The following is a 20,146-nucleotide window of genomic DNA, read 5'->3' on the forward strand; positions in this document are numbered from 1 at the left end:
AGAAGATGGCGGCCAGGCTCACCTATGGCGACGGCACCGTGAAGACCATCCCGATCGTCTGCCGCATCGATACGCTGGACGAACTCGACTACTTCAAGAACGGCGGCATCCTGCAATACGTGCTGCGCGATCTGGCTGCTTAGCAGCAGCCAGGGACTAGGAGTCAGGCAATAGGCAGTAGGGAAAGGGCCACCTACTGCCTACTGCCTACTGCCTACTGCCTACTGCCTACTGCCTACTGCCTACTGCCTACTGCCTACTGCTGCTTCGATTTCGGCGTCCCAAAACGCGCCGTCGCAGCCAGCAGCACAGCGAGCATGAGCCCGTTGAGGACATGCCACAGGAAGTGGGTGCCGAGCGGGAAAGCCGGGCACACGATCGGATCGATCATGCGGCAGACGACCGAGACGACGAAGATCGTGGATCCGGTGAGATTGTACCAGCCGGCGGGGTTGCCGATGGCAGCTGCCCAGACGCCGAAGAAGGCCAGCGCCAGGAATGGCGGCAGGTAGCCGGTCGTGCCGTTGGAGGCCTGCCGCAGCCAGTCCGGCACGGCAAAAGTGATCAACCCGGCCACGACATAGAAGGCGATGAAGATCGCGATCGCCTTGCCCCATTCCATGCGCAGGAAACGGCGCAGGTTGAACAGCGTGTAGGCAAGCGTGAAGCCGGCGATCGGCAGGATGTCGGCCCAGATCGTCCCTTTGTTGGCGAAGATGTGGAACAGGGTCGAGCCGACCCCGATCGCCACCACCCACCAGGCCAGCACCGCCGCGAAGACGCCTGTCTCATGCCGCCGCACCTGCCAGACGCCCCACAGTCCCGCGGCGATGAAAGCAAGGTTGGTCAAAGCATTGGCCGGCTCGGCCCAAAGTCCTGGTCCCGTCCGCTCGCAATAGAGATCGACGGGCGTCAGGAAAGATTGCCACATGGTGATGATGCCGCCTCGAATCGAACCGCCTCGAAAAATGCAATGACTCTCCTATTGCGGCCTCATCTGTGGTTGCAACGACAAAATTTCACCGCAACGTGACTTCCCGTTGACGGTCGCTTCTGCCACATATTTTAGCAATCACAACAAGGCCGGCGCCACCGGCGGGAAATTTGGGTCAGTCATGGGATCTCGAGGACCGTTGCGGCTTGCGGCGCTTGCGCTGGCCCTCGCCGCGCTTGGCGGCATGGGACAGGCAAGCGAGCCCGAGGAGTCGCAGGCCGGCAAGCCGCAAACCGAGAAATCCCAGATCGAAAAACCATTGGGTGTGGTCGAGCTCTTCACCAGCCAAGGCTGCAGCTCATGCCCGCCCGCCGACGAATTCTTTGCCGAGCTCGCCGCTAAGGAAAACATCATCGCGCTCGCCTATCACGTCAGCTACTGGGACTATCTCGGCTGGCAGGACACGCTGAGCAGCAAGGAGAACACCGAGCGCCAGTACGACTACATGCGCTCCTTCGGCAGCCGCTCGGTCTACACCCCGCAGGCCATCATCAATGGCCGCAGCCATGTCAACGGCGCCAGCCGCAAGGAAGTCGACGCAGCGCTTGCCCGCATGGACAAGACCGGCGAAGGCATGCGGGTCGGCATCAAGGTCAGCCGCACCAGCGATCGCGTCATGATTGACGCAGGCGATGCCGGCAACGGCCCGAGCGACGCCCATGTCGTGATCGTCTATTTCGACCCGCCGCAGACGGTGAACATCGGCCAAGGCGAGAACAGCGGCCGGCGCCTGACCTACTGGAACGCCGTCTCCGATATCCAGACTGCCGGCCTGTGGCACGGCAAGGCGCAGCGTTACGAATTGCCGATGACTGAAATCTCCAAGAAGGGCGGCTGCGCGGTGCTGCTGCAGTCCGTCGGCAAGGACGGCTCGCCAGGACCGATTCTCGGCGCCGCCTTCATCCGCAAGCCCTGACGCTCAGTAACAGCGACACCCCTTCTCCCCTTGGGGATAAGGAAAATAAAAAACCGGCGTCAGCTTGCTTCTGACGCCGGTCATTCAGGTTTTGGGATCGTCGCACCTGATTTTTCCAAGGAAAAACCGAGGTTGGTTCGATCCGACGCTGACCCGTGGGCGGGGGGCTTGGGGTTTACGAGCCGGTGCCGGACCGAACCGTCTCAGGCAACGCCGGTAAACTCGTCGGACATTGGGGCATTAGCGCGGATAAAATGTGGCAGGAATGTGGCGGAGCATCACCAATGACAACACACGTTTCGCAAACGTGACTGGACCTTTTGGAAACAGCACGACCCCGGAGTGCTTCGCCGGGCCTTGCAATTCGGCCACGAAAGCGTCAACCTTGGCAGGCGCAAGATCAATCGAAGGATCGCGGCATGACCGATCACAGCAGCGGGGCGGAGGATGGGGAAGCATCCGCAATACTGATCCCGCTGCATGAGGCGCGACGCGCGCGCCTCGATCAGCCGGTGCGTTTTGACAGGCGCGAATTGGACCAGATCCTCAGACTCTATGGACGCATGGTGGCGGCCAACGAATGGCGCGACTATGCCATCGATCATCTCACTGATCGTGCTGTCTTTTCCGTCTTCCGCCGCGCCAGCGAAGTGCCGCTGTTCCAGATCGTCAAGGACCCCAAACTGGCGCGTCGGCAGGGCGCGTTTGCGGTCATAGCCGCCGGCGGACGCATCTTGAAGCGCGGCCAGGAGCTAGGCCGCGTGCTCGGGGTCTTCGACCCCAAGCTGAAGGTGGTCGAAGCGTGAAGGGAATTGAGGAACTGAGGAACTGAAGAACGAAATCGGACAGCGGCTTTCGGGCGCGCCGGGCGCTTTTTCCTCAGTTCTTCAGTTCCTCAGTTCTTCAGTTCCTCAATTCCAGCTCTCCCGGAATCTCCGCTCCGGCAGCGAATCGGGATCGGGCGGCAATGCCGCGCCGCCATTGAGCGGCAGCTGCATGAACACGGTGTCCAGCCAGCGGCCGTGCTTGTAACCAGAACCTTCCAGGCTTCCCGAATGACGGAAGCCCAGCTTCTCGTGCAGCCGCACGGAAGCGCTGTCGGCATGGCCGTCGCCGATAACCGCGACGATCTGCCGGAAGCCGGCCTTCCGCGCTGCCTCGATCAGCGCCTGCATCAGCAGCAGCCCGAGGCCCTGGCCCTTGGCCTCCGGCGCGACATAGACCGAATCCTCGACGATAAAACGGTAGGCAGGCCGCGGCCGGAACGGGCCGGCATAGGCATAGCCGAGCACGAGCCCATTCTTCTCGGCCACGAGATAGGGGAAGTGGCCCGCCATCAGGCTTTCGAATCGGCTGCCCATTTCAGCCCGGCTCGGCGGTTCGAGCTCGTAGCTCGCCGTGCCGTTCGCGACCGCATCGGCGTAAATCTCGGTGATTCGGTCGAGGTCCGCTGTCAGAGCGGCTCTGATGACAGTACTGCTCATAATTTGGGCAAGCCGTTATTATGCCCGCCATAACAGCAAAACCCGGCACAAAAGAAAAGGGCGGCCGTTGGGCCGCCCTTCCGGAACTCAATGGTCCAACCGACCGGACCCGCCTTTAACGGCGGTCGCCCATGAACTGCAGCAGGAACATGAACAGGTTGATGAAGTCGAGATAGAGCCTCAACGCGCCCATGATGGCCTTGCGGCCGGCAGTGTCGGTGGCGTCGCCCTCGTAATACATCTCCTTGATGCTCTGCGTGTCGTAGGCGGTGAGGCCCGCGAAGACCAGCACGCCGATCGCCGATACGGCGAAGGTCAGCGCCGACGATTGCAGGAAGATGTTGATCAGCGACGCGATGATCAGCCCGATCAGGCCCATCACCAGGAACGAGCCGAACGCGGAAAGATCGCGCTTGGTCGTGTAGCCGTAGAGCGACAGACCGCCGAACGCAGCCGCGGTAGCAAAGAAGGTCTGCGAGATGCTGGCCGGGGTGTAGATCAGGAAGATCGACGACAGCGACAGGCCGACAAGCCCGGCATAGACCCAGAACGTCGTCTGGGCGGCCGCGACGCTCATCGACTGAACGCGGAACGACAGGAACATCACTGCTGCCAGCGGGGCGAAGATCACCACCCATTTCAGCGGCGAAGCGAAGATCGCGTAGCCGAAGGAGGTGAGCATCTCGCCGCTCGACAGCGTGGCGACTGCCGAGGCCGGATCGGTTGTGGTGGCCAGCATGATCGTGCCGACCGCGGCAAGGCCGGTGATCAGCAGGCCGAGCCCCATCAAATTGTAGACCTTGATCATATAGGCCCGCAGGCCCTGATCGATATCGACGCGCACGCCGGTGCTCGTCTGGTAGTTGCGAATGGGATCAGCCATAGGAAATCCTCTGTTGCCTCTGCCCCGTCCGGTGACAGGTCCCCTCGGAGCATCCTCTTGGGACCAGGCGCCGCTGGCGGGGCGCCAGCATGCCTGCGCGAAATATGATGGTTATTGGCGTCAAGAACAAGACGGTAACCGGTCGTAACGCTTCGTGAGAGGCAAAAAGGCCGGCGTTCGGCCCTTCTATCTGGCAAACCTTACAAAGATTTAACCCTGGAAGCCGGTCCCAAGCTCGCGAAATCAGAGAGTGCGCAGCACCGGGGCAGCTTTGTGGCCGAGCACGCGCCAGGTGCCGGCCAGGCCGATGCCGACGGTGACCGCCAGCGACACGAAGATCGTCGCCACCGCCACTTCCGGCATGAAATGCGAAGGCAGCGTCATGATGTGCGCGACCACGAACCACGCCGCGACACCGCCCGCGGCGAGCGCGAACAACGCGGTGGCAAGCCCGATCAGCGCATATTCCAGGGAGAATGCCGTGATCAGCGTCCTGCGCGTCGCGCCGAGCGTCTTCAGCACCACGGCATCGTGGACGCGCGCCCGGTTGCCGGCGGCCAAGGCGCCCGACAGCACCAGCACCGAGGCGATCAGCGCCACGCCGGCGGCGGCGCGGATCGCCGTGCCAAGCTGTGCGACCAGCCGGTTGACGATGTCGAGCGCGTCCTTGACCCTCACCGTCGTCACCGCCGGAAAGGCGCGGGTGACCGCGTTGAGCAGCCGCGCATCGTCGGCCGTGGTTGCGCCTTTGTCGGTCAGCGTCGCCAGCCAGCCATGCGGCGCCCCGGCGAACGTGTTGGGCGAGAACACCATGACGAAGTTGATGCCCATCGTCTCCCACTCGACCTGGCGGAAATTGGCGATTCTCGCCGTCACGTTGCGGCCGAGCACGTTGACGGTGACGGTATCGCCGAGCTTCAGCCCGAGTTCCCTGCCCTCCTCGGCCGAGAACGACACCAGCGGTTCGCCGGAATAATTCTCCGGCCACCACGTGCCTTCGCTGAGCGTGGCGTTGTCCGGCAGCTTCGCGTCATAGGTCAGGCCGCGATCCCCGCGCAGCACCCAGGCGCCTTGCGCCGGAATTTTCATCTTGTCGACGGCAACGCCGTTGAGCGCCATGATCCGGCCGCGCAGCATCGGCACCTTGGCCAGCGTCCCCCGCGGTGCCTGATTTCCGATCAGGGCAGCAAAGGCATCGACGTCGCTGTTCTGGATGTCGACGAAGAAGAAGTTCGGCGCCCGCTCCGGCAGGTTGCCCGAGATCTGCCGTCGCAGATTCCCGTCGATCAGCGCCAAGGTCACCAGCAGCGTCAGGCCAAGCCCGAGCGACAGCACCACCGACGGCGTCAGCGCGCCTGGCCGGTGGATGTTGCCGAGCGCGAGCCTGAGCGGGACCGAGCGCACGCGCGGGCTGCGGCTCGCCGCCCATTGCACCAGCGCTGCGACCAGCCGCAGCACCAGGAAGGCACAGACCGTGGCGCCGACGAAGATCGAGGCGATGCGGCGGTCATCGGCTGCAACAATCGCCAGGCCGGCCAACGCCAGCACGATTCCGAGCGCCGCGGCTAAGTAAGGCAGGCGCGGCAGGCCGCGGCTCTCGAAACCCATCTCGCGAAACAGCGCCGTCGCCGGCACGTCGCGGGCGCGCCCGAGCGGCAGCAGCGCGAAGGCCAGCGTCACCAGGAGGCCGAACAGCGCGGCAAGAGCGAGCGCGCCGGGATAGAAGCCGCCTTCCGCCGGCACCGGAATGACCGATTGCAAAAGGGCGCTCGCCACGAAAGGCAACGCGGCGCCGAGGACAAGGCCGAGCACGATGCCGAGACCGGCGATCAGCAGGATCTGGACGAGGTACACCGCAAAGACGAAGCCGCCCGAGGCGCCAAGGCTCTTGAAGGTGGCGATGACGCCACGCTTGCCGTCGAGATAGGCGCGCACCGCGTTCGCCACGCCGACGCCGCCGACCACCAGCGACGTCAGCCCGACCAGGGTCAGGAACTGCGAGAAGCGCTGGATATTGGACGACAGCGCCGGTGCTGCGTTGCTGCGGGTGCGGATCGACCAGCCGGCCTGCGGAAAGTCTTGTGCGGCCTGCGCCTGGATTTCCTTGATTCGCGCCTCTGACGTGCCGTCGGGCAGGCGCACCTTGTAGGCGTTCTCGACCAGGCTGCCCGGCTGGACCAGGCCAGACGCGGCAAGTCCCTCGCGCGAGATCATCAGCCGCGGCGCGAAGCCAAAACCGTCCGAGACCGCGTCCGATTCGCTGGCCAGCCGCGCCCTCAGTTCGAAGGTGGCGCTGCCGAGCTTCAGCCGGCTTCCGACATGGAGATTGAGGCGATCGAACAATAGCTCGGGCGCGGCGGCGCCGAAAACACCGGATCTTTCGCCGAACAGCTCCGTCTTGGGCAGAGCCGGATCGGTTTCGAGCCTACCATAGAGCGGATAGGCGTCGTCGACCGCCTTGGCCTCGACCAGCGCCTGGTCGGAACCGTCCTCGAGCCGCGCCATCGAGCGCATGCCGGAATTGAGCGAGACCGCGCCAAGGCCTTTTATGAAACCGAGCTCGGCACCTGAGGCGCTTCGCTGGTTGATCTGGAAGCGCAAATCGCCGCCGAGCAGCGTCTGGCCCTGGTTGGCGACGCCGGCGGTGATCGCCTGCGCCACCGAATTGACGCCGCCGATCGCCGCGACGCCGAGCGCGATGCAGGCGAGGAAGATCATGAAGCCGGACAAGCCGCCGCGCATCTCGCGCAGCGAGAAGCGGATGGCCAATGTCAGCGTTCGCATCAGGCCGGCACCTTCAGCGGTCTCTGCGCGTCCTCGATGCGGCCCGAGCGCATCGCCACCTGGCGCGCGCAGCGCGCCGCAAGCGCCGGATCGTGGGTGACCAGCACCAGCGTCATGCCGCGCTCGGCCGCCTTGGCGAAGAGCAGGTCGGCGACCTGCTTGCCGGTCGCCTGGTCGAGGTTCCCCGTCGGCTCGTCGGCGATCAGGATGCGCGGCGACGGCGCCAGCGCCCTGGCGATCGCGACGCGCTGCTGTTCGCCGCCGGAAAGCTCGCCCGGATAATGCGTCACCCGGTCGCTGAGACCCACCGCCGCCAGCTCCCGCGCCGCTACTCCGAAGGGATCGGCGTGGCCGGCCAGTTCCAGCGGCACCGCGACATTCTCGAGCGCGGTCATGTTGGGGATCAGATGGAAGGACTGGAACACGATGCCGATGTTTCGTCCCCGAAACGAGGCAATCTGGTCTTCGCTTTTGCCGTTGAGCACTTCGCCGGCGATTCGAACCGTTCCTGAATCGACCCTCTCCAGCCCGGCCAGAACCATCAGCAAGGTGGACTTGCCGGACCCCGACGGGCCGACGATGCCCGTGGCCTCGCCGTTGGCCACTTCGAGACTGACGCCTTTCAGCACATGAACCGAAGACGCCCCCTCGCCGAGCGTCAGCGAGACATCCCTCAATGCGATGACGGCTTCTGTCACAGTGAAAGCGTCCTATATGGTGGAAAAGGAGAGGCCTTCTCCCGGGAAATGGTTTTGGTCATATGGGGCTCGACGCATGGCTTTCAAACACAGGCTTGTCGCGGCCCTCATGCTTTTTCTTGGCGTCTGCGGCATTTCGCCGGCGCGCGCCGAGACGTTCAGCATCGTCGGCTTCGGCGACAGCCTGACGGCCGGATTTGGCCTGGACCCGGGGCAAAGCTTTACCGACCGTCTGCAGGCGGCGCTGAAGGCCAAGGGGCTCGATGTCGCGGTCGCCAATGCCGGTGTCTCCGGCGACACGTCCAGCGGCGGCCTGGCGCGTCTCGACTGGTCAGTGCCGGACGGGACGAGGCTCGTCATCCTCGAGCTTGGCGCCAACGACATGCTGCGCGGCGTCTCGCCCGCGATCACCGAGAAGAACCTCGATGCGATGCTGGCGAAGCTGAGAGAACGCAAGATCGCCGTGCTTCTGGCCGGCATGCGCGCCGCTCCCAATCTCGGGCCGGACTACCAGAAGAGCTTCGACGCCATATATCCGAAATTGGCGTCGAAATATGGCGTACCGCTTTATCCGTTCTTTCTCGAAGGGGTTGCGGGAAAGCCGGATCTGCAACTGGAGGACGGTCTGCATCCCAACCCGAAAGGTGTCGACGTGATGGTGGAGCGCATCCTGCCGACCGTCGAAAAGGCCATCGCCGCCCTCGGCGATGGGTCGTGAGTCCTTCCAGCAACGCTTTCCGTTGCGGAAACTACGGAACGAACAAACCGCTTGCTCCGTTCGGCTATCGATGATTCGCTACGGCTGAGAGTTTCGATTCGAGGACAGGAGGCTTCTAATGCCACGTCTTTTCACCGCCCTCGAAATTCCGCGTGACGCTGCTCTTTCGCTGTCCCTGCTCCGGGGCGGCCTGCCCGGAGCCCGCTGGATCGATGTCGAAAACTATCATCTGACGCTGCGCTTCATCGGTGATGTCGAAGGCCATGTCGCCGACGAGATCGCCAACGCTCTCGACCGCGTCCACCGCCCCTCCTTTCCGCTGACGCTCTCAGGTGTCGGCGCCTTCGGCGGCAAGAAGCCGCATGCGGTGTGGGCCGGCGTGTCCGCCTCGCCGGATCTGGTGGCGCTGCAGAGCGAGATCGACCGCATCTGCCAACGGCTCGGCCTGCCCGCCGATCCACGCAAGTTCACACCGCATGTGACGCTGGCGCGCCTGCGCAATTCGAGCCCGCTGGACGTTGCGCAATATCTTTCGGCGCGCGGTAATTTTTCCGCGCTGGCCTTCCGCGTCGGCCGCTTCGTTTTGATGTCGTCGCGCGATTCGGTCGGCGGCGGCCCTTACATCGTCGAGGAAGCCTGGCCGCTGACTGGCGCCGACGCGCGTGCATCGAGCCGCTTCGCCAGCGATGCCGACGCTTCGCGGATCATGCGGTAGACAGAGGCGAACGCTTCCGCCCCGTCGTAATAGGGATCGGGCACGTCACCGCCGTTGCCGGTCGCGAATTCCAGATAGAGATGGATGCGGTCGGCCGCTGAAGGCGGCGCCACTGCCTTGAGGTCGCGGACGTTCGCCCGATCCATGCCGAGGATCAGGTCGAAACGCGAAAAGTCGCCGGGCGCTATCCTGCGTGCCCTTTGCCCGGAAATGTCGATGCCGTGGCCCATGGCGACCGCGATCGAGCGCGGATCGGGAGCGGAGCCAACCTCCCAGCCGCTGGTCGCGGCCGAATCCAGCACGATCTCCCGACCCTGCGCGCATTCGCTCCACACGGCGCGGAACACACCTTCAGCCAAGGGCGATCGGCAGATGTTGCCCAGGCAGACGAACAGAATGGAATTTATCGGCTTCGCGCTCATCGATCCGGCGCTATGGTGCAGGTCATTTTCCCGAATAGCACAGGAAACCGACATGACCAGAGAGAAACTCAGCAAGGAAGCGATCACCGCCGCGCTCGCCGAACTCGAAGACTGGTCGCTGGCCGCAGACGGCGGCTCGATCAAGCGCAGCTTCGGCTTCAAGAACTTCTCCGAGGCCTTCGCCTTCATGACCCGCGTCGCAATGGCCGCCGAGAAGATGGACCATCACCCCGACTGGTCCAACGTCTACAAGACCGTCGACGTGACGCTGAACACCCATGACGCAGGCGGCGTGACCGCGCTCGACATCGAATTGGCCAAGCAGATGAACCGCTATTTTGGGTAGGACCATCGACGCGGCTACCTCGATGTCGTCATCCTTGGGCGTAGCGACGCGAAGCGGAGCGAAGGCCCAGGGATCCATGCCGTTACCTTGATCGAAGGGCGCAGCGGAGCAGAATTCTGCACTGCGGCGGCGCCGCAAAGTAGCGCCTGGATCCTCGGGTCTGCGCCGCGTCGCTTCGCCCGTGGATGACGATGGGAGGGCGGCCTCGGCCAACATTCCCATCGATTTTCCCAGCCAGCCCCCTTCGAACTCTTGTAGCGCTGCAACGCTTTCACCACATCAGTCCCGGCGGGCCGTCGTGCAAAGACACGCGCGGGCCAAGGAGAAACGAATGGCGCAGGAATCCGGTTCTGATTTCTTCGGCTTCGGCGACAAGCTCGCCGGCGAGGGCGAGGTGCGCGAGAAGTTCTGGCGTACCGCCAAGAAAGCGGCCCGCCAGATCCCGTTCATGGATGAGGTGGTTGCCGCCTATTACTGCGCCATGGACAAGGACACGCCGCTGCGCGCCAAGGGCATGCTGCTTGCCGCACTGGGCTATTTCGTGCTGCCGGTGGATTTCATCCCCGACTTCGTCCTCGGCCTCGGCTTCACCGACGATCTCGCCGTGCTGACGGCCGCGATTACCGCCGTCAGCGCCCATATCACGCCCGCGCACAGGCAGGCGGCCAGGGATGCGCTGGCCGACAAGAGCTGACGTCGGAGCGGTTGCAACGAGACCGCGGGCCGCCTGCGCGAAAAGACAAACTCTTGCCGTTTTCGTGGCCTCCAAGTTCGCGCCGGGACGTCGCGCCTGCCGCCTTTCCGGCGTTGGCGCGGATGGTGGCGGTTTCCGGGGGTGATCTCCTTTTCTTGAGGAAAATTCACCGTTTGGTAACCCTGATTAAATCAAAATGAAGCGACGGCAGGACGCCACGCGGCCCGCCTCCGCACCAGTCGGAATACGGGAAGAACAATGCGCGGATTGATTGCTACAGTTTACAGCCTGGTCCTGGCGGCCGCCTTCGCGGCGCCGGCGCTGGCACAACAGGCGACCAAGATCGGCCAGCACAATGCCTGGGGCACCTACAGCTACCAGTCGCAGGGCGGCAAGGTCTGCTATGTGCTGACCGTGCCGACCGACAAGCAGCCGCCGACGCTCGACCATGGCGACATGTTCTTCTTCGTCAGCCAGCGCCCAGGGCAGCAGGTCTCCTACGAGCCGCAGTTCATTGCCGGCTACAATTTCCAGGAAGGCTCCAAGGCCACCGTCACCATCGACAAGAAGTCGTTCTCGATGTTCACCCGCGGCAAGTCGGCCTGGGTTGAGAACGCGGCGGAAGAGCCGGTGCTGATCGCCGCCATGAAGACCGGCACCGACATGAAGGTCTCGGCGAAGTCGGGTCGCGGCAACCCCACTTCTTATGTCTTCTCGCTCAAGGGCATCTCGGCCGCGCTGTCCTCGATTGCCAAGTGCAAATAGGCAGGAGCCATATCTGACGATTAGGCCGGGCCTCCAAGCCCGGACTCGACACCGACGCATTGGTCTGACCCGCTATCGGGAATTGTCATGAGGCAGCACGGGGCTGATCGCCGCAAGGACGTTCGTCCGGCCATCGCTCGTCAAACCGTTAGCTCTACCATCGGCGGGTGCCTCGCGATTGCAATGATGCTGACTGTCTGGCCCCAGGATTCCCTTGCTGGGCAAAGAACGGCCATTCCGACTACCGATTTTCTCAACAGCATCGGCGTCGTTACCTCGTTTCCGGACAGGGGCCAGCCCTTGGCCAAGACCATCGAGATGATCCGCTACTGCGGCTTTCGATGGGTGAGGGCGGGAATAGAGGGATTAACTGACAATGGTCCCACAACCATGCGGACCTTTCTGGAACTGCATCGGCAAACTGGCGCCCGCCTCAGCTGGGGACTGGTGAGTGGCGGGACCGACGTAAAGAAGCTGGTCGAAACCGGCAAGATACTGGCCGACAATGGCGCGCTGCTTGCCTTTGAAGGCAACAACGAGCCAAACAACTGGTCCGTTGAGTATCAAGGCGAAAAGGGCGGCGGCGAGTTCTCCTGGATGGCCGTCGCGAAGCTGCAGCGTGACCTATATCATGCGATCAAAGCGGATCCGGCGCTTGCGAAATATCCCGTTTGGTCGATCTCTGAACCGGGCGCGCAGCAAGACAATGTCGGCCTGCAGTTTCTGGCAATCCCTCCGGGCGCCGGAACCTTGATGCCAGATGGCACCAAATATGCGGAATATGCGAATGTACACAATTATCTCTATCATCCGCATTCGCCCGATCCGGCGGACAACAAGGCGTGGGATGCCACCGACCCCACCTATGCATCGCGGGTCGACGGTTTGTTCGGCAACTTCGGCCTGACATGGTCGAAGTGGTTTCGGGGCTACACTCAAGAACAACTTGAAACACTGCCCCGCGTCACGACCGAAACCGGCGCCAACATCTCGGGCCGCGTGACGGAAGAGCTGCAGGGCTTGAACTTGCTGAATCTGTATTTCGCGCAGTTTAAGCGCGGCTATGCATACACGTCAGTCTACCTGCTGAGGGACCGCACCGATGAGGCCGGCAACCAGTCGTTCGGTTTCTTCAAGCCCGATTATTCGCCCCGCAAGGCCGCGACCTACCTTCACAACATGACGACCATACTGGCTGACAAGGGCACCGTCGCTGCGCCCGGACAGTTGGACTACACGATCGTGGACCAGCCTCCGACGGTTCACGATCTTCTGCTCCAGCACAGTGATGGGACATTCCAATTGATCGTATGGGACGAACGGTTGAACGGCCAAGATCAAGTGACAGTGGACTTTGGTGTCACGGGCGCTTCCCTGAGCGTCTACGACCCGACCATTGGCGTCGATCTTATCCAGACACGGAACAACGCAACCTCGCTCGAGCTCTTGCTCAGTGATCATCCGATTGTCATCGCGATTTCAACTGCAAAGTAGCTCCGGTGCGGCGGTTGCTTGCGCAGTACCGGGGCTTGCGACCGCGTCGGCACCGACGCATGACTCCGCCGCCGAGCTGTGCTATGCGGCGCGCTTCATTTCGGGCACGATGCTGAAATCGGCCGCAAACCGCTTATATTGGCGCAACCATGACCCTTTCGTTTGACCTGACCGCCGAAGGCGCACGCGACGCCTTGCGCGCCCGCGCCACGGCGACCGAGAAGCCTTCGCTGATCGGCCTGACCCGCGCCGAGCTTGGCGCCGCCCTTGTCGAAGCCGGCATCGTGCCGGAGCGCCAGGCGAAAATGCGTGCCCAGCAGCTCTGGCATTGGATGTATGTGCGCGGCGTTTCCGACTTCGTCCATATGTTCAACATCTCCAAGGATCTGCGCGCCGAGCTCGACAAGCACTTCACCGTCGCCCGGCCCGAGATCGTCGAGGAGCAGATTTCTTCCGACGGCACCCGCAAATGGCTGTTCCGCTTTCCGCCGCGCGGCGCCGGCCGCCCGGTCGAGATCGAGACCGTCTACATCCCCGAGGAAGGACGCGGCACGCTCTGCATCTCCTCGCAGGTCGGCTGCACGCTGACCTGCTCCTTCTGCCACACCGGCACGCAGAAGCTGGTGCGCAACCTGACGACGGAAGAAATCCTGGCGCAGCTGCTCACCGCGCGCGACCGGCTGGGCGACTTCCCCGACCGCGACACGCCGGACGGCGCCATCGTTCCGGCCGAGGGCAGGAAAGTCTCCAACATCGTCATGATGGGCATGGGCGAACCGCTCTATAATTTCGAGGCGGTGAAGAAGGCGCTGCTGATCGCTTCCGACGGTGACGGGCTGTCGCTGTCGAAGCGCCGCATCACGCTGTCGACCTCCGGCGTGGTGCCGGAGATCGCCCGCACCGGCGAGGAGATCGGCGTCATGCTGGCGATCTCGCTGCACGCCACCAATGACGACCTGCGCGACCTTCTGGTGCCGATCAACAAGAAGTTCCCGCTGAAGGAGCTGATCGCCGCCTGCCGTGCTTATCCGGGCCTTTCGAACGCCCGGCGCATCACCTTCGAATATGTGATGCTGAAGGACGTCAACGATTCGCTCGAGGACGCCAAGGCGCTGGTGAAGCTCTTGAAGGGCATTCCGGCCAAGATCAATTTGATCCCGTTCAATCCCTGGCCCGGCACCAACTACCAGTGCTCGGACTGGGAGACGATCGAGAAGTTCGCCGACTACATAAACAATGCCGGCTACGCCTCGCCGATCCGCACGCCGCGCGGCCGCGACATCCTCGCCGCCTGCGGCCAGCTGAAGTCGGAGTCCGAACGCATGCGCAAGGTCGATCGGCTGGCGCTGGAGGCGATGATGATCGCGGGACACGGCGAGGCGTGAGGCGCCTCATCACCTATCTCGTCCGCTTCGCCGTCATCCTGATCGGCTATATCGTCGCTTCGCTGGCGGCCAGCGCCTTCCTCAACGTGCTGTTCCTGGCCCATCTCGGCTACACGCCGCAGCATCCGGAGCCGGCGGCCACCGCCTCGCTCTATTTCTCGGTGCCGTTCGTGGCCCTGTTCGTGGCTTATTTCGCCTTCATCCCGGCCGCCGCCGTCATCCTCATCGCCGAAGTGCTCGGGCGGCGCGACTGGCTGTTCTACGCGCTGGGTGGCGCCGTCATCGCGCTCGTCTTCCTCGGCTTCGTCTATCACATCGCCGCTGCCAATTTCGAAGTCACCGAAACCAGAGCCGGGCTCGCCGTGATCGGCAGCGGCATGGTTGGTGGCATCTTCTACTGGCTGTCCGCCGGCCGCTCGGCCGGCCGCTGGCGCCGCGAACCGCTGCTCAGTCCGGAGTCCTAACCGCCTACTTCGCCTGCGCCGTCAGGATCTTGAGCGCGAAGGCCGAGAACACGCCGCCGAACAGATAGTCGACCGCGCGGGTGACGCGCGGGCTGGCCTTCATCGCCGCCGAAAACTTCTCCGCCGCCAGCACCATCGGCGCCGTCACCGGGATCGACAGCACGATGAACATGAGGCCGAGGAAGAACAGCTTGCCGGGCGCATGCGGATCGTCCACGGAGACGAACTGCGGCAGGAACGTCATGAAGAACAGGATGATCTTCGGGTTCAGCAAATTGACGCCGAGCCCGGCCGCCCAGCTGCGGAACAGCGAGATCCGTGGCCCCTCCTTCTTTTCCGGCGAGAAGGCCGAGCCCTTCGTCACCGCCTGCCAGGCCAGGAAGACGAGATAGCCGGCGCCGAAGACCTTCAGCACGAAGAACGCCATCGGCGAGGCGACGATCAGTGCCGAGATGCCGACCACCACCAGCGTGGTGTGGATCAGCGTGCCGGTGAGCGCCCCGGCCATCGAGGCGAAGCCGGTGGCGCGGCCCTGGCTCAGCGTGCGCGACACGAACAGCGTCATGTCCGGTCCCGGCGTGATCGCCAGGATCACCGTCGCGATGGCGAACTGGATCAGCGTCGTGGTGTCGGGAACGAAGGACATGAATATCGATCCTGCGAGTGATCTCATGGCTATAATACGGCTGTCTCATCCACGCCAGCGGCTGACCGGCGCCGTCTCTGGTCCAGCATATGCGACAAGGCGGGCCCGGTTCGTCTCTTGCGCGGCCTGGAAGGGCCGTGATACCTCGCCCGCGAAACCTTTGCCGGAACCGCCAAAATGTCCAAGACCAAAGACGTGAAGAAAGTCGTGCTCGCCTATTCCGGCGGCCTCGACACCTCGATCATCCTGAAATGGCTGCAGACCGAGCTCGGTGCCGAAGTCGTCACCTTTACCGCCGACCTCGGCCAGGGCGGCGAGCTCGAGCCGGCGCGCCGCAAGGCCGAGCTGATGGGCATCAAGGACATTCGCATCGTCGACGTGCGCGAGGAGTTCGTCGCCGACTTCGTCTTTCCGATGTTTCGCGCCAATGCCGTCTATGAAGGCACCTATCTGCTCGGCACCTCCATCGCCAGGCCGCTGATCTCCAAGCATCTGGTCGAGATCGCCAGGGAGACCGGCGCCGACGCCATTGCCCACGGCGCCACCGGCAAGGGCAACGATCAGGTCCGCTTCGAGCTTTCGGCTTACGCGCTCAATCCCGACATCAAGGTCATCGCGCCGTGGCGCGACTGGTCGTTCAAGTCGCGCACCGATCTCATCAATTTCGCCGAGCAGCACCAGATCCCGGTGCCCAAGGACAAGCAGGGCGAGGCGCCCTTCTCGGTCGATGCCAACCTTCTGCACTCCTCCTCCGAGGGCAAGGTGCTGGAGGACCCGTGGAGCGAGCCGCCGGAATTCGTCCACCAGCGCACCGTCTCGCCGATGGACGCGCCGGACGCCGTCACCGAGATCGAGATCGAATTCCTGAAGGGCGATCCGATCGCGCTCAACGGCAAGAAGCTGTCGCCGGCCACCATGCTGGCGGCGCTGAACGACCTCGGCCGCGACAACGGCATCGGCCGCCTCGACCTCGTCGAGAACCGCTTCGTCGGCATGAAGTCGCGCGGCGTCTACGAGACCCCCGGCGGCACCATCCTGATCGCCGCCCACCGCGCCATCGAATCGATCACGCTCGACCGCGGCGCCGCGCATCTCAAGGACGAGTTCATGCCTCGCTATGCGGAACTCATCTACAACGGCTTCTGGTTCTCGCCCGAGCGCGTGATGCTGCAGGCGATGATCGACAAGAGCCAGGAAGACGTCGAAGGCACGGTGCGGCTGAAGCTCTACAAGGGCAACGTCATGGTCACCGGCCGCAAGTCGAAAAAGACGCTCTATTCGGACGCGCTGGTCACCTTCGAGGACGACCGCGGCGCCTACGACCAGAAGGATGCCGCCGGCTTCATCCGCCTCAACGCGCTGCGGCTCAGGACGCTCGCGGCACGGAACCGCCAGTGAAGCTGCCGATCTCCCCCCTTGCGGGGGAGATGCCCGGCAGGGCAGAGGGGGGTGGGAAGGATCGCCGACCCCCACAATTTGCAACCGAACGCGGCATTAATATCCGGCGACGATTTGCTAAACAGGCTGGCGGGACAGCACCCCCCTCTGTCCTGCCGGACATCTCCCCCGCAAGGGGGGAGATTGGCCGTCACCTCGGCCTTCGCAAATCTCCAGCGCAGCCAATTTAGGTCAAAAGCAGAAAGAGCCCGTCACTCGCCGTCGATCGCTTCGGCGATACGGGCGATGGCCTGCTGGTAGACACTTGCCGAATTCCAGCCGGCAATGGCGCCCATGTTTGCCTGATAGCTCGCGCCCGCCTGCCAGCCATGACCCTTGAGGAAATTGGCGGTGGAAGCCAGGGCCGTGTTCTTGTCGCGCAGATTCCCGCTGCCGACGCCGTATTTCAGGACGTTGCCGGGCAGGAACTGCGTGTGGCCGATCTCGCCATGCATGGCGCCGACTGACGCCGAGGTCAGCGCCCCGCGGTCGACCAGCTGCAGCGCTGCAATGGCATGCGGGTAGAAATAGTCCGGGCGGCGGCAATCATAGGCCAGCGTCAGAATGGCCGAGACAGTGTTCTGGTTGCCCATGGACGCACCGAAGCCCGTCTCCATGCCCCAGATGGCGAGCAACACGCCCGGCGGTACGCCGTAGGTCTGCTCGATCCGGTCGAACAGCGCCGCGTTCGCCTTCTTCAGTGCGCGGCCCTTGGAGATGATCGCGGCCCCGCCGCGGCGCTTCATGAACTCTTCCACCGAGCCGCTGAAAGCCTTGTGAATGGCGCGGTCGGCGGCGATCGTCCGTGTCGCGTAGGTCGCGCCGGCCAATGCGGACAGGCCCCTCTGGCCCACACCCTCTGCCTTGGCCTCAGCGGCAAACTCTTGCTTCCAGGCCTCGAAGCCGGCACCGTTCTTGCCGCAGCTGCCTGCTGCCTCGGCGCCCGTCACCATTGCAAAGACCGCGAGCGTCGCGGCCACAAAAACCTTTCCCTTGGCAAGAAATGCCATGCTTTTCTCCTGGTTTGCCTGAATCACGTCCCGGTTGCGAATTTGCCAGCGAAGCGGCCGATTGTCACCGCCCCCGCGGTTGCACCGGCGAATGCCGGGGAATTTGCCCACGATCAAGTAATTATTATGGCGGGCCCTCGGTTTTGTGAAAGATGTGGCGCCCGGGGGCGCCCAGCTTGCGGCGAGATAGCGTTGGAACGCAGCGCCTCGACAGGCGTTTGGGCCAAGCCCAGCTCCCATTCCCTTCCCACGGGTCGATGACAGATGAAGCTGTTCGACTGCCCAAATTGCGGCCACCGGCTCTATTTCGAGAACGCCCAATGCCTGAACTGCGCCAGCCTGGTGCTCTATGACCCTGAGCAGGCGCGCTTCGTGCTCTCCGGCGCCGGCGGCGTCTTGCCCTGCGGCAATGCCGACGAATGCGCCTGCAACTGGCGCGCCGAGCCGGACCGGGCCTTCTGCCGCGCTTGCGCGCTCAACCAACTGATCCCGGACCTGTCGGTGGACGGCAATCGCCGGCGCTGGATACGCGTCGAGGCGGCGAAGAAGCGCGCCGTCTATTCGCTGCTTGCCTGTGGCCTGCCGGTTGTCGCGAAGGCCGACCCTTCGGACGAGGCTGGGCTTGCCTTCGACTTCCTCGCCGACCCGATCGGCGGCGGGCCGGGCGGTGAGCGCATCCTCACCGGCCACGACAACGGCCTGATCACGCTCAATGTCGCCGAGGCCGATTCCGCCGAGCGAGAGAGGCGGCGCGTCGAGATGGGCGAGAACTACCGGACCTTGCTCGGCCATTTCCGTCACGAACTCGGGCATTATTACTGGGACCGGCTGATCCGCGACGATCCGCAACGGCTTGCGGCCTTCCGCGCCCTGTTCGGCAACGAGCAGGCCGATTACGAGCAGGCGCTGAAGGCCTATTACGCCGGCGGTGCGCCGCCGGACTGGCAGCAGCACCACATCTCGGCCTATGCGACGTCGCATCCCTGGGAGGACTGGGCCGAGACCTGGGCGCATTACCTGCACATCACCGACACGCTGGAGATGGTGCATGCGCTGAATTTCCCGCTCGGGCGGCTGGAGACGGTGGACGCCGACGCGCTGCCGCGGGGCGATACGGGCGGGCATTTGCAGCCGGCGCCTGCGGATCCCGATCCGCCGCCGGAGTCGTTCGAAAAGATCCTTGCCCGCTGGCTCGTGTTGTCGGAGGCCTCCAATTCGATCAACCGCTGCATGGGCCTGCCCGACCTCTACCCCTTCGTGATCTCGGATATGACGGCGCGAAAACTCGCCTTCGTTCACGCTCTTTTGAGCGGTCTGCAGCAAGACCATGGAACAATTCGTGAGGAGGCGGCAGCACTTTAGCCGGAACGCATAAGGCCTGGTTTCGTTTCCGAGCCCGAGGGAGCGTTGAAAAACGGAGAGAAACCATGAAAAGCGTTCTGTTTCCGGCGGTTGCCGGTGCGCTGCTCGCCCTGTCGGGCGCTGCCCTGGCCGATACCCCTGTCTCGGCGGTGACCGATCTCAATGTGCGCGCCGGTCCCGGCCCGCAATATCCCGTCATTGGCGTGTTGGCGGCTGGCCAGTCGGCAACGCTCACCGGCTGCATCCAAAACAGCAAATGGTGCACCATCGCCGAGGCGGGCGGCAACGGCTGGGTCTATTCGGACTATGTGACGGGCGAGTTCGGCGGCAACCGCGTCGTGCTGACGCGCCGGCCGGCCGAAGCAAACATCGCCATCGTCCAGCCGCCAGCCGACGATATCTATACGGACAATTATACCGCAGCGATCGTTGCGGGCGAGCCGATCGATCCGATCGCCAGGCCGCCGGCCGCGGTCGGCACCTACGTGACCACGCACCGGGTCGATCCCGTCTATCTCGAAGGCGAGGTGGTGACCGGGGCGACCCTGCCCGAATCGGTCGAGTTGCGCGAAATCCCGGACTACAACTACCGCTATGTCTATGTGAACAACCAGCCGGCGCTGGTCGATCCGGGCACGCGGCGCATCGTCTATGTGATGCGCTGATTGCGAGACTCACACCACAAACGGCCGCTAGCCATGGCGGCCGTTTGCTTGCGTGCTGGAAGCGGCTTGTCGCGTCGCGGCATACGTTCGCGAATTGGCCGAAGCGCCACGGCCGGAGGCTGGCTGGAACATTGATCGCGTCGGGTGTCGGCGCCGCATTGTGCGCTCGAAGCAGCCAATTCAGCCACGACCCACGCTACGGTAATCGCGCGGTAACCGCCGTCCTCCTACATCATACAGCCGAAAGCGTTCGGCCGGGGACCC

21 protein-coding genes are annotated in these 20,146 nt (G+C 63.8%); 13 read left to right on the top strand and 8 right to left on the bottom strand.

Annotated elements, in window-relative coordinates:
• Positions 1–256 precede the first annotated feature (256 nt).
• Positions 257–931, bottom strand: a complete 675-nt coding sequence (locus EN818_RS11415; RefSeq protein WP_095805404.1) for a ceramidase domain-containing protein — start codon at positions 929–931, stop codon at positions 257–259.
• A gap of 184 nt (positions 932–1,115) precedes the next feature.
• Between EN818_RS11415 and EN818_RS11420 the strand changes: the two genes are divergently transcribed.
• Both EN818_RS11420 and EN818_RS11425 read left to right on the top strand, forming a co-directional pair.
• Complete coding sequence (locus EN818_RS11420; RefSeq protein ID WP_095805403.1) at positions 1,116–1,910, top strand: thioredoxin family protein; 795 nt, start codon at positions 1,116–1,118, stop codon at positions 1,908–1,910.
• Positions 1,911–2,329: 419 nt separating this feature from the next.
• Positions 2,330–2,716: a DUF2794 domain-containing protein gene (locus EN818_RS11425; RefSeq protein WP_095805402.1), complete on the top strand. Its 387-nt coding sequence runs from the start codon at positions 2,330–2,332 to the stop codon at positions 2,714–2,716.
• Between the two features lie 105 nt (positions 2,717–2,821).
• Here EN818_RS11425 and EN818_RS11430 read toward each other — a convergent pair whose 3' ends face one another.
• The 4 genes from EN818_RS11430 to EN818_RS11445 form a co-directional block, all read right to left on the bottom strand.
• Positions 2,822–3,394, bottom strand: a complete 573-nt coding sequence (locus EN818_RS11430) for a GNAT family N-acetyltransferase (RefSeq protein WP_095805401.1) — start codon at positions 3,392–3,394, stop codon at positions 2,822–2,824.
• Positions 3,395–3,509: 115 nt separating this feature from the next.
• The gene (locus tag EN818_RS11435) at positions 3,510–4,277 is read right to left on the bottom strand and encodes a Bax inhibitor-1/YccA family protein (protein ID WP_095805400.1); all 768 of its coding nucleotides are present in this window, start codon (positions 4,275–4,277) and stop codon (positions 3,510–3,512) included.
• 243 nt (positions 4,278–4,520) lie between these two features.
• Positions 4,521–7,061: an ABC transporter permease gene (locus EN818_RS11440; RefSeq protein WP_135904533.1), complete on the bottom strand. Its 2,541-nt coding sequence runs from the start codon at positions 7,059–7,061 to the stop codon at positions 4,521–4,523.
• Positions 7,061–7,759, bottom strand: a complete 699-nt coding sequence (locus tag EN818_RS11445; RefSeq protein ID WP_095805398.1) for an ABC transporter ATP-binding protein — start codon at positions 7,757–7,759, stop codon at positions 7,061–7,063. The genes EN818_RS11440 and EN818_RS11445 overlap by 1 nt, the downstream gene beginning before the upstream one ends.
• A gap of 76 nt (positions 7,760–7,835) precedes the next feature.
• On the opposite strand from EN818_RS11445, the gene EN818_RS11450 reads away from it, so the two are divergent.
• Together EN818_RS11450 and thpR are read left to right on the top strand one after the other, a co-directional pair.
• A complete protein-coding gene (locus tag EN818_RS11450; protein WP_095805397.1) occupies positions 7,836–8,477 on the top strand; it encodes an arylesterase in 642 nt (213 codons plus the stop codon).
• 118 nt (positions 8,478–8,595) lie between these two features.
• Positions 8,596–9,192 carry an RNA 2',3'-cyclic phosphodiesterase gene (gene thpR / locus EN818_RS11455; protein ID WP_095805396.1) on the top strand — a complete coding sequence of 199 codons (597 nt, stop codon included), beginning with the start codon at positions 8,596–8,598 and terminating at the stop codon, positions 9,190–9,192.
• On the opposite strand, the gene EN818_RS11460 is transcribed toward thpR, so the two are convergent.
• Complete coding sequence (locus tag EN818_RS11460) at positions 9,096–9,614, bottom strand: low molecular weight protein-tyrosine-phosphatase (RefSeq protein WP_095805395.1); 519 nt, start codon at positions 9,612–9,614, stop codon at positions 9,096–9,098. The two genes, thpR and EN818_RS11460, sit on opposite strands and share 97 nt — an antisense overlap.
• A gap of 52 nt (positions 9,615–9,666) precedes the next feature.
• On the opposite strand from EN818_RS11460, the gene EN818_RS11465 reads away from it, so the two are divergent.
• From EN818_RS11465 to EN818_RS11490, 6 genes are all read left to right on the top strand, one after another.
• The gene (locus EN818_RS11465) at positions 9,667–9,960 is read left to right on the top strand and encodes a 4a-hydroxytetrahydrobiopterin dehydratase (RefSeq protein WP_095805394.1); all 294 of its coding nucleotides are present in this window, start codon (positions 9,667–9,669) and stop codon (positions 9,958–9,960) included.
• Between the two features lie 331 nt (positions 9,961–10,291).
• Positions 10,292–10,654 (top strand): YkvA family protein, encoded by a 363-nt coding sequence (locus EN818_RS11470; protein ID WP_095805393.1) that lies wholly within the window; start codon positions 10,292–10,294, stop codon positions 10,652–10,654.
• A gap of 258 nt (positions 10,655–10,912) precedes the next feature.
• Positions 10,913–11,419 (top strand): invasion associated locus B family protein, encoded by a 507-nt coding sequence (locus tag EN818_RS11475; RefSeq protein ID WP_095805392.1) that lies wholly within the window; start codon positions 10,913–10,915, stop codon positions 11,417–11,419.
• 87 nt (positions 11,420–11,506) lie between these two features.
• The gene (locus tag EN818_RS11480) at positions 11,507–12,913 is read left to right on the top strand and encodes a glycosyl hydrolase (protein ID WP_245420310.1); all 1,407 of its coding nucleotides are present in this window, start codon (positions 11,507–11,509) and stop codon (positions 12,911–12,913) included.
• A gap of 149 nt (positions 12,914–13,062) precedes the next feature.
• Entirely contained in the window at positions 13,063–14,298 is a 1,236-nt protein-coding gene (rlmN, locus tag EN818_RS11485) for a 23S rRNA (adenine(2503)-C(2))-methyltransferase RlmN (RefSeq protein ID WP_095805391.1), read from the top strand.
• Complete coding sequence (locus EN818_RS11490) at positions 14,295–14,762, top strand: hypothetical protein (protein ID WP_095805390.1); 468 nt, start codon at positions 14,295–14,297, stop codon at positions 14,760–14,762. The genes rlmN and EN818_RS11490 overlap by 4 nt, the downstream gene beginning before the upstream one ends.
• 4 nt (positions 14,763–14,766) lie before the next feature.
• Here EN818_RS11490 and EN818_RS11495 read toward each other — a convergent pair whose 3' ends face one another.
• Positions 14,767–15,408, bottom strand: coding sequence for a LysE family translocator (locus EN818_RS11495; protein WP_095805389.1), 642 nt, complete (start codon positions 15,406–15,408; stop codon positions 14,767–14,769).
• A 177-nt stretch (positions 15,409–15,585) separates the two neighbouring features.
• Here EN818_RS11495 and EN818_RS11500 point away from each other — a divergent pair, with 177 nt between their 5' ends.
• Positions 15,586–16,806 carry an argininosuccinate synthase gene (locus tag EN818_RS11500; protein WP_095805388.1) on the top strand — a complete coding sequence of 407 codons (1,221 nt, stop codon included), beginning with the start codon at positions 15,586–15,588 and terminating at the stop codon, positions 16,804–16,806.
• A 251-nt stretch (positions 16,807–17,057) separates the two neighbouring features.
• Here EN818_RS11500 and EN818_RS11510 read toward each other — a convergent pair whose 3' ends face one another.
• Positions 17,058–17,855, bottom strand: coding sequence for a lytic transglycosylase domain-containing protein (locus tag EN818_RS11510; protein WP_129553617.1), 798 nt, complete (start codon positions 17,853–17,855; stop codon positions 17,058–17,060).
• A gap of 264 nt (positions 17,856–18,119) precedes the next feature.
• Here EN818_RS11510 and EN818_RS11515 point away from each other — a divergent pair, with 264 nt between their 5' ends.
• Positions 18,120–19,217, top strand: a complete 1,098-nt coding sequence (locus EN818_RS11515) for a putative zinc-binding metallopeptidase (protein WP_095805386.1) — start codon at positions 18,120–18,122, stop codon at positions 19,215–19,217.
• 65 nt (positions 19,218–19,282) lie between these two features.
• Positions 19,283–19,882, top strand: coding sequence for a DUF1236 domain-containing protein (locus EN818_RS11520; protein WP_095805385.1), 600 nt, complete (start codon positions 19,283–19,285; stop codon positions 19,880–19,882).
• Positions 19,883–20,146 lie beyond the last annotated feature (264 nt).

The sequence above is a fragment of the Mesorhizobium sp. M3A.F.Ca.ET.175.01.1.1 genome, from assembly GCF_004791945.1.
Taxonomy (GTDB): Bacteria; Pseudomonadota; Alphaproteobacteria; order Rhizobiales; family Rhizobiaceae; genus Mesorhizobium.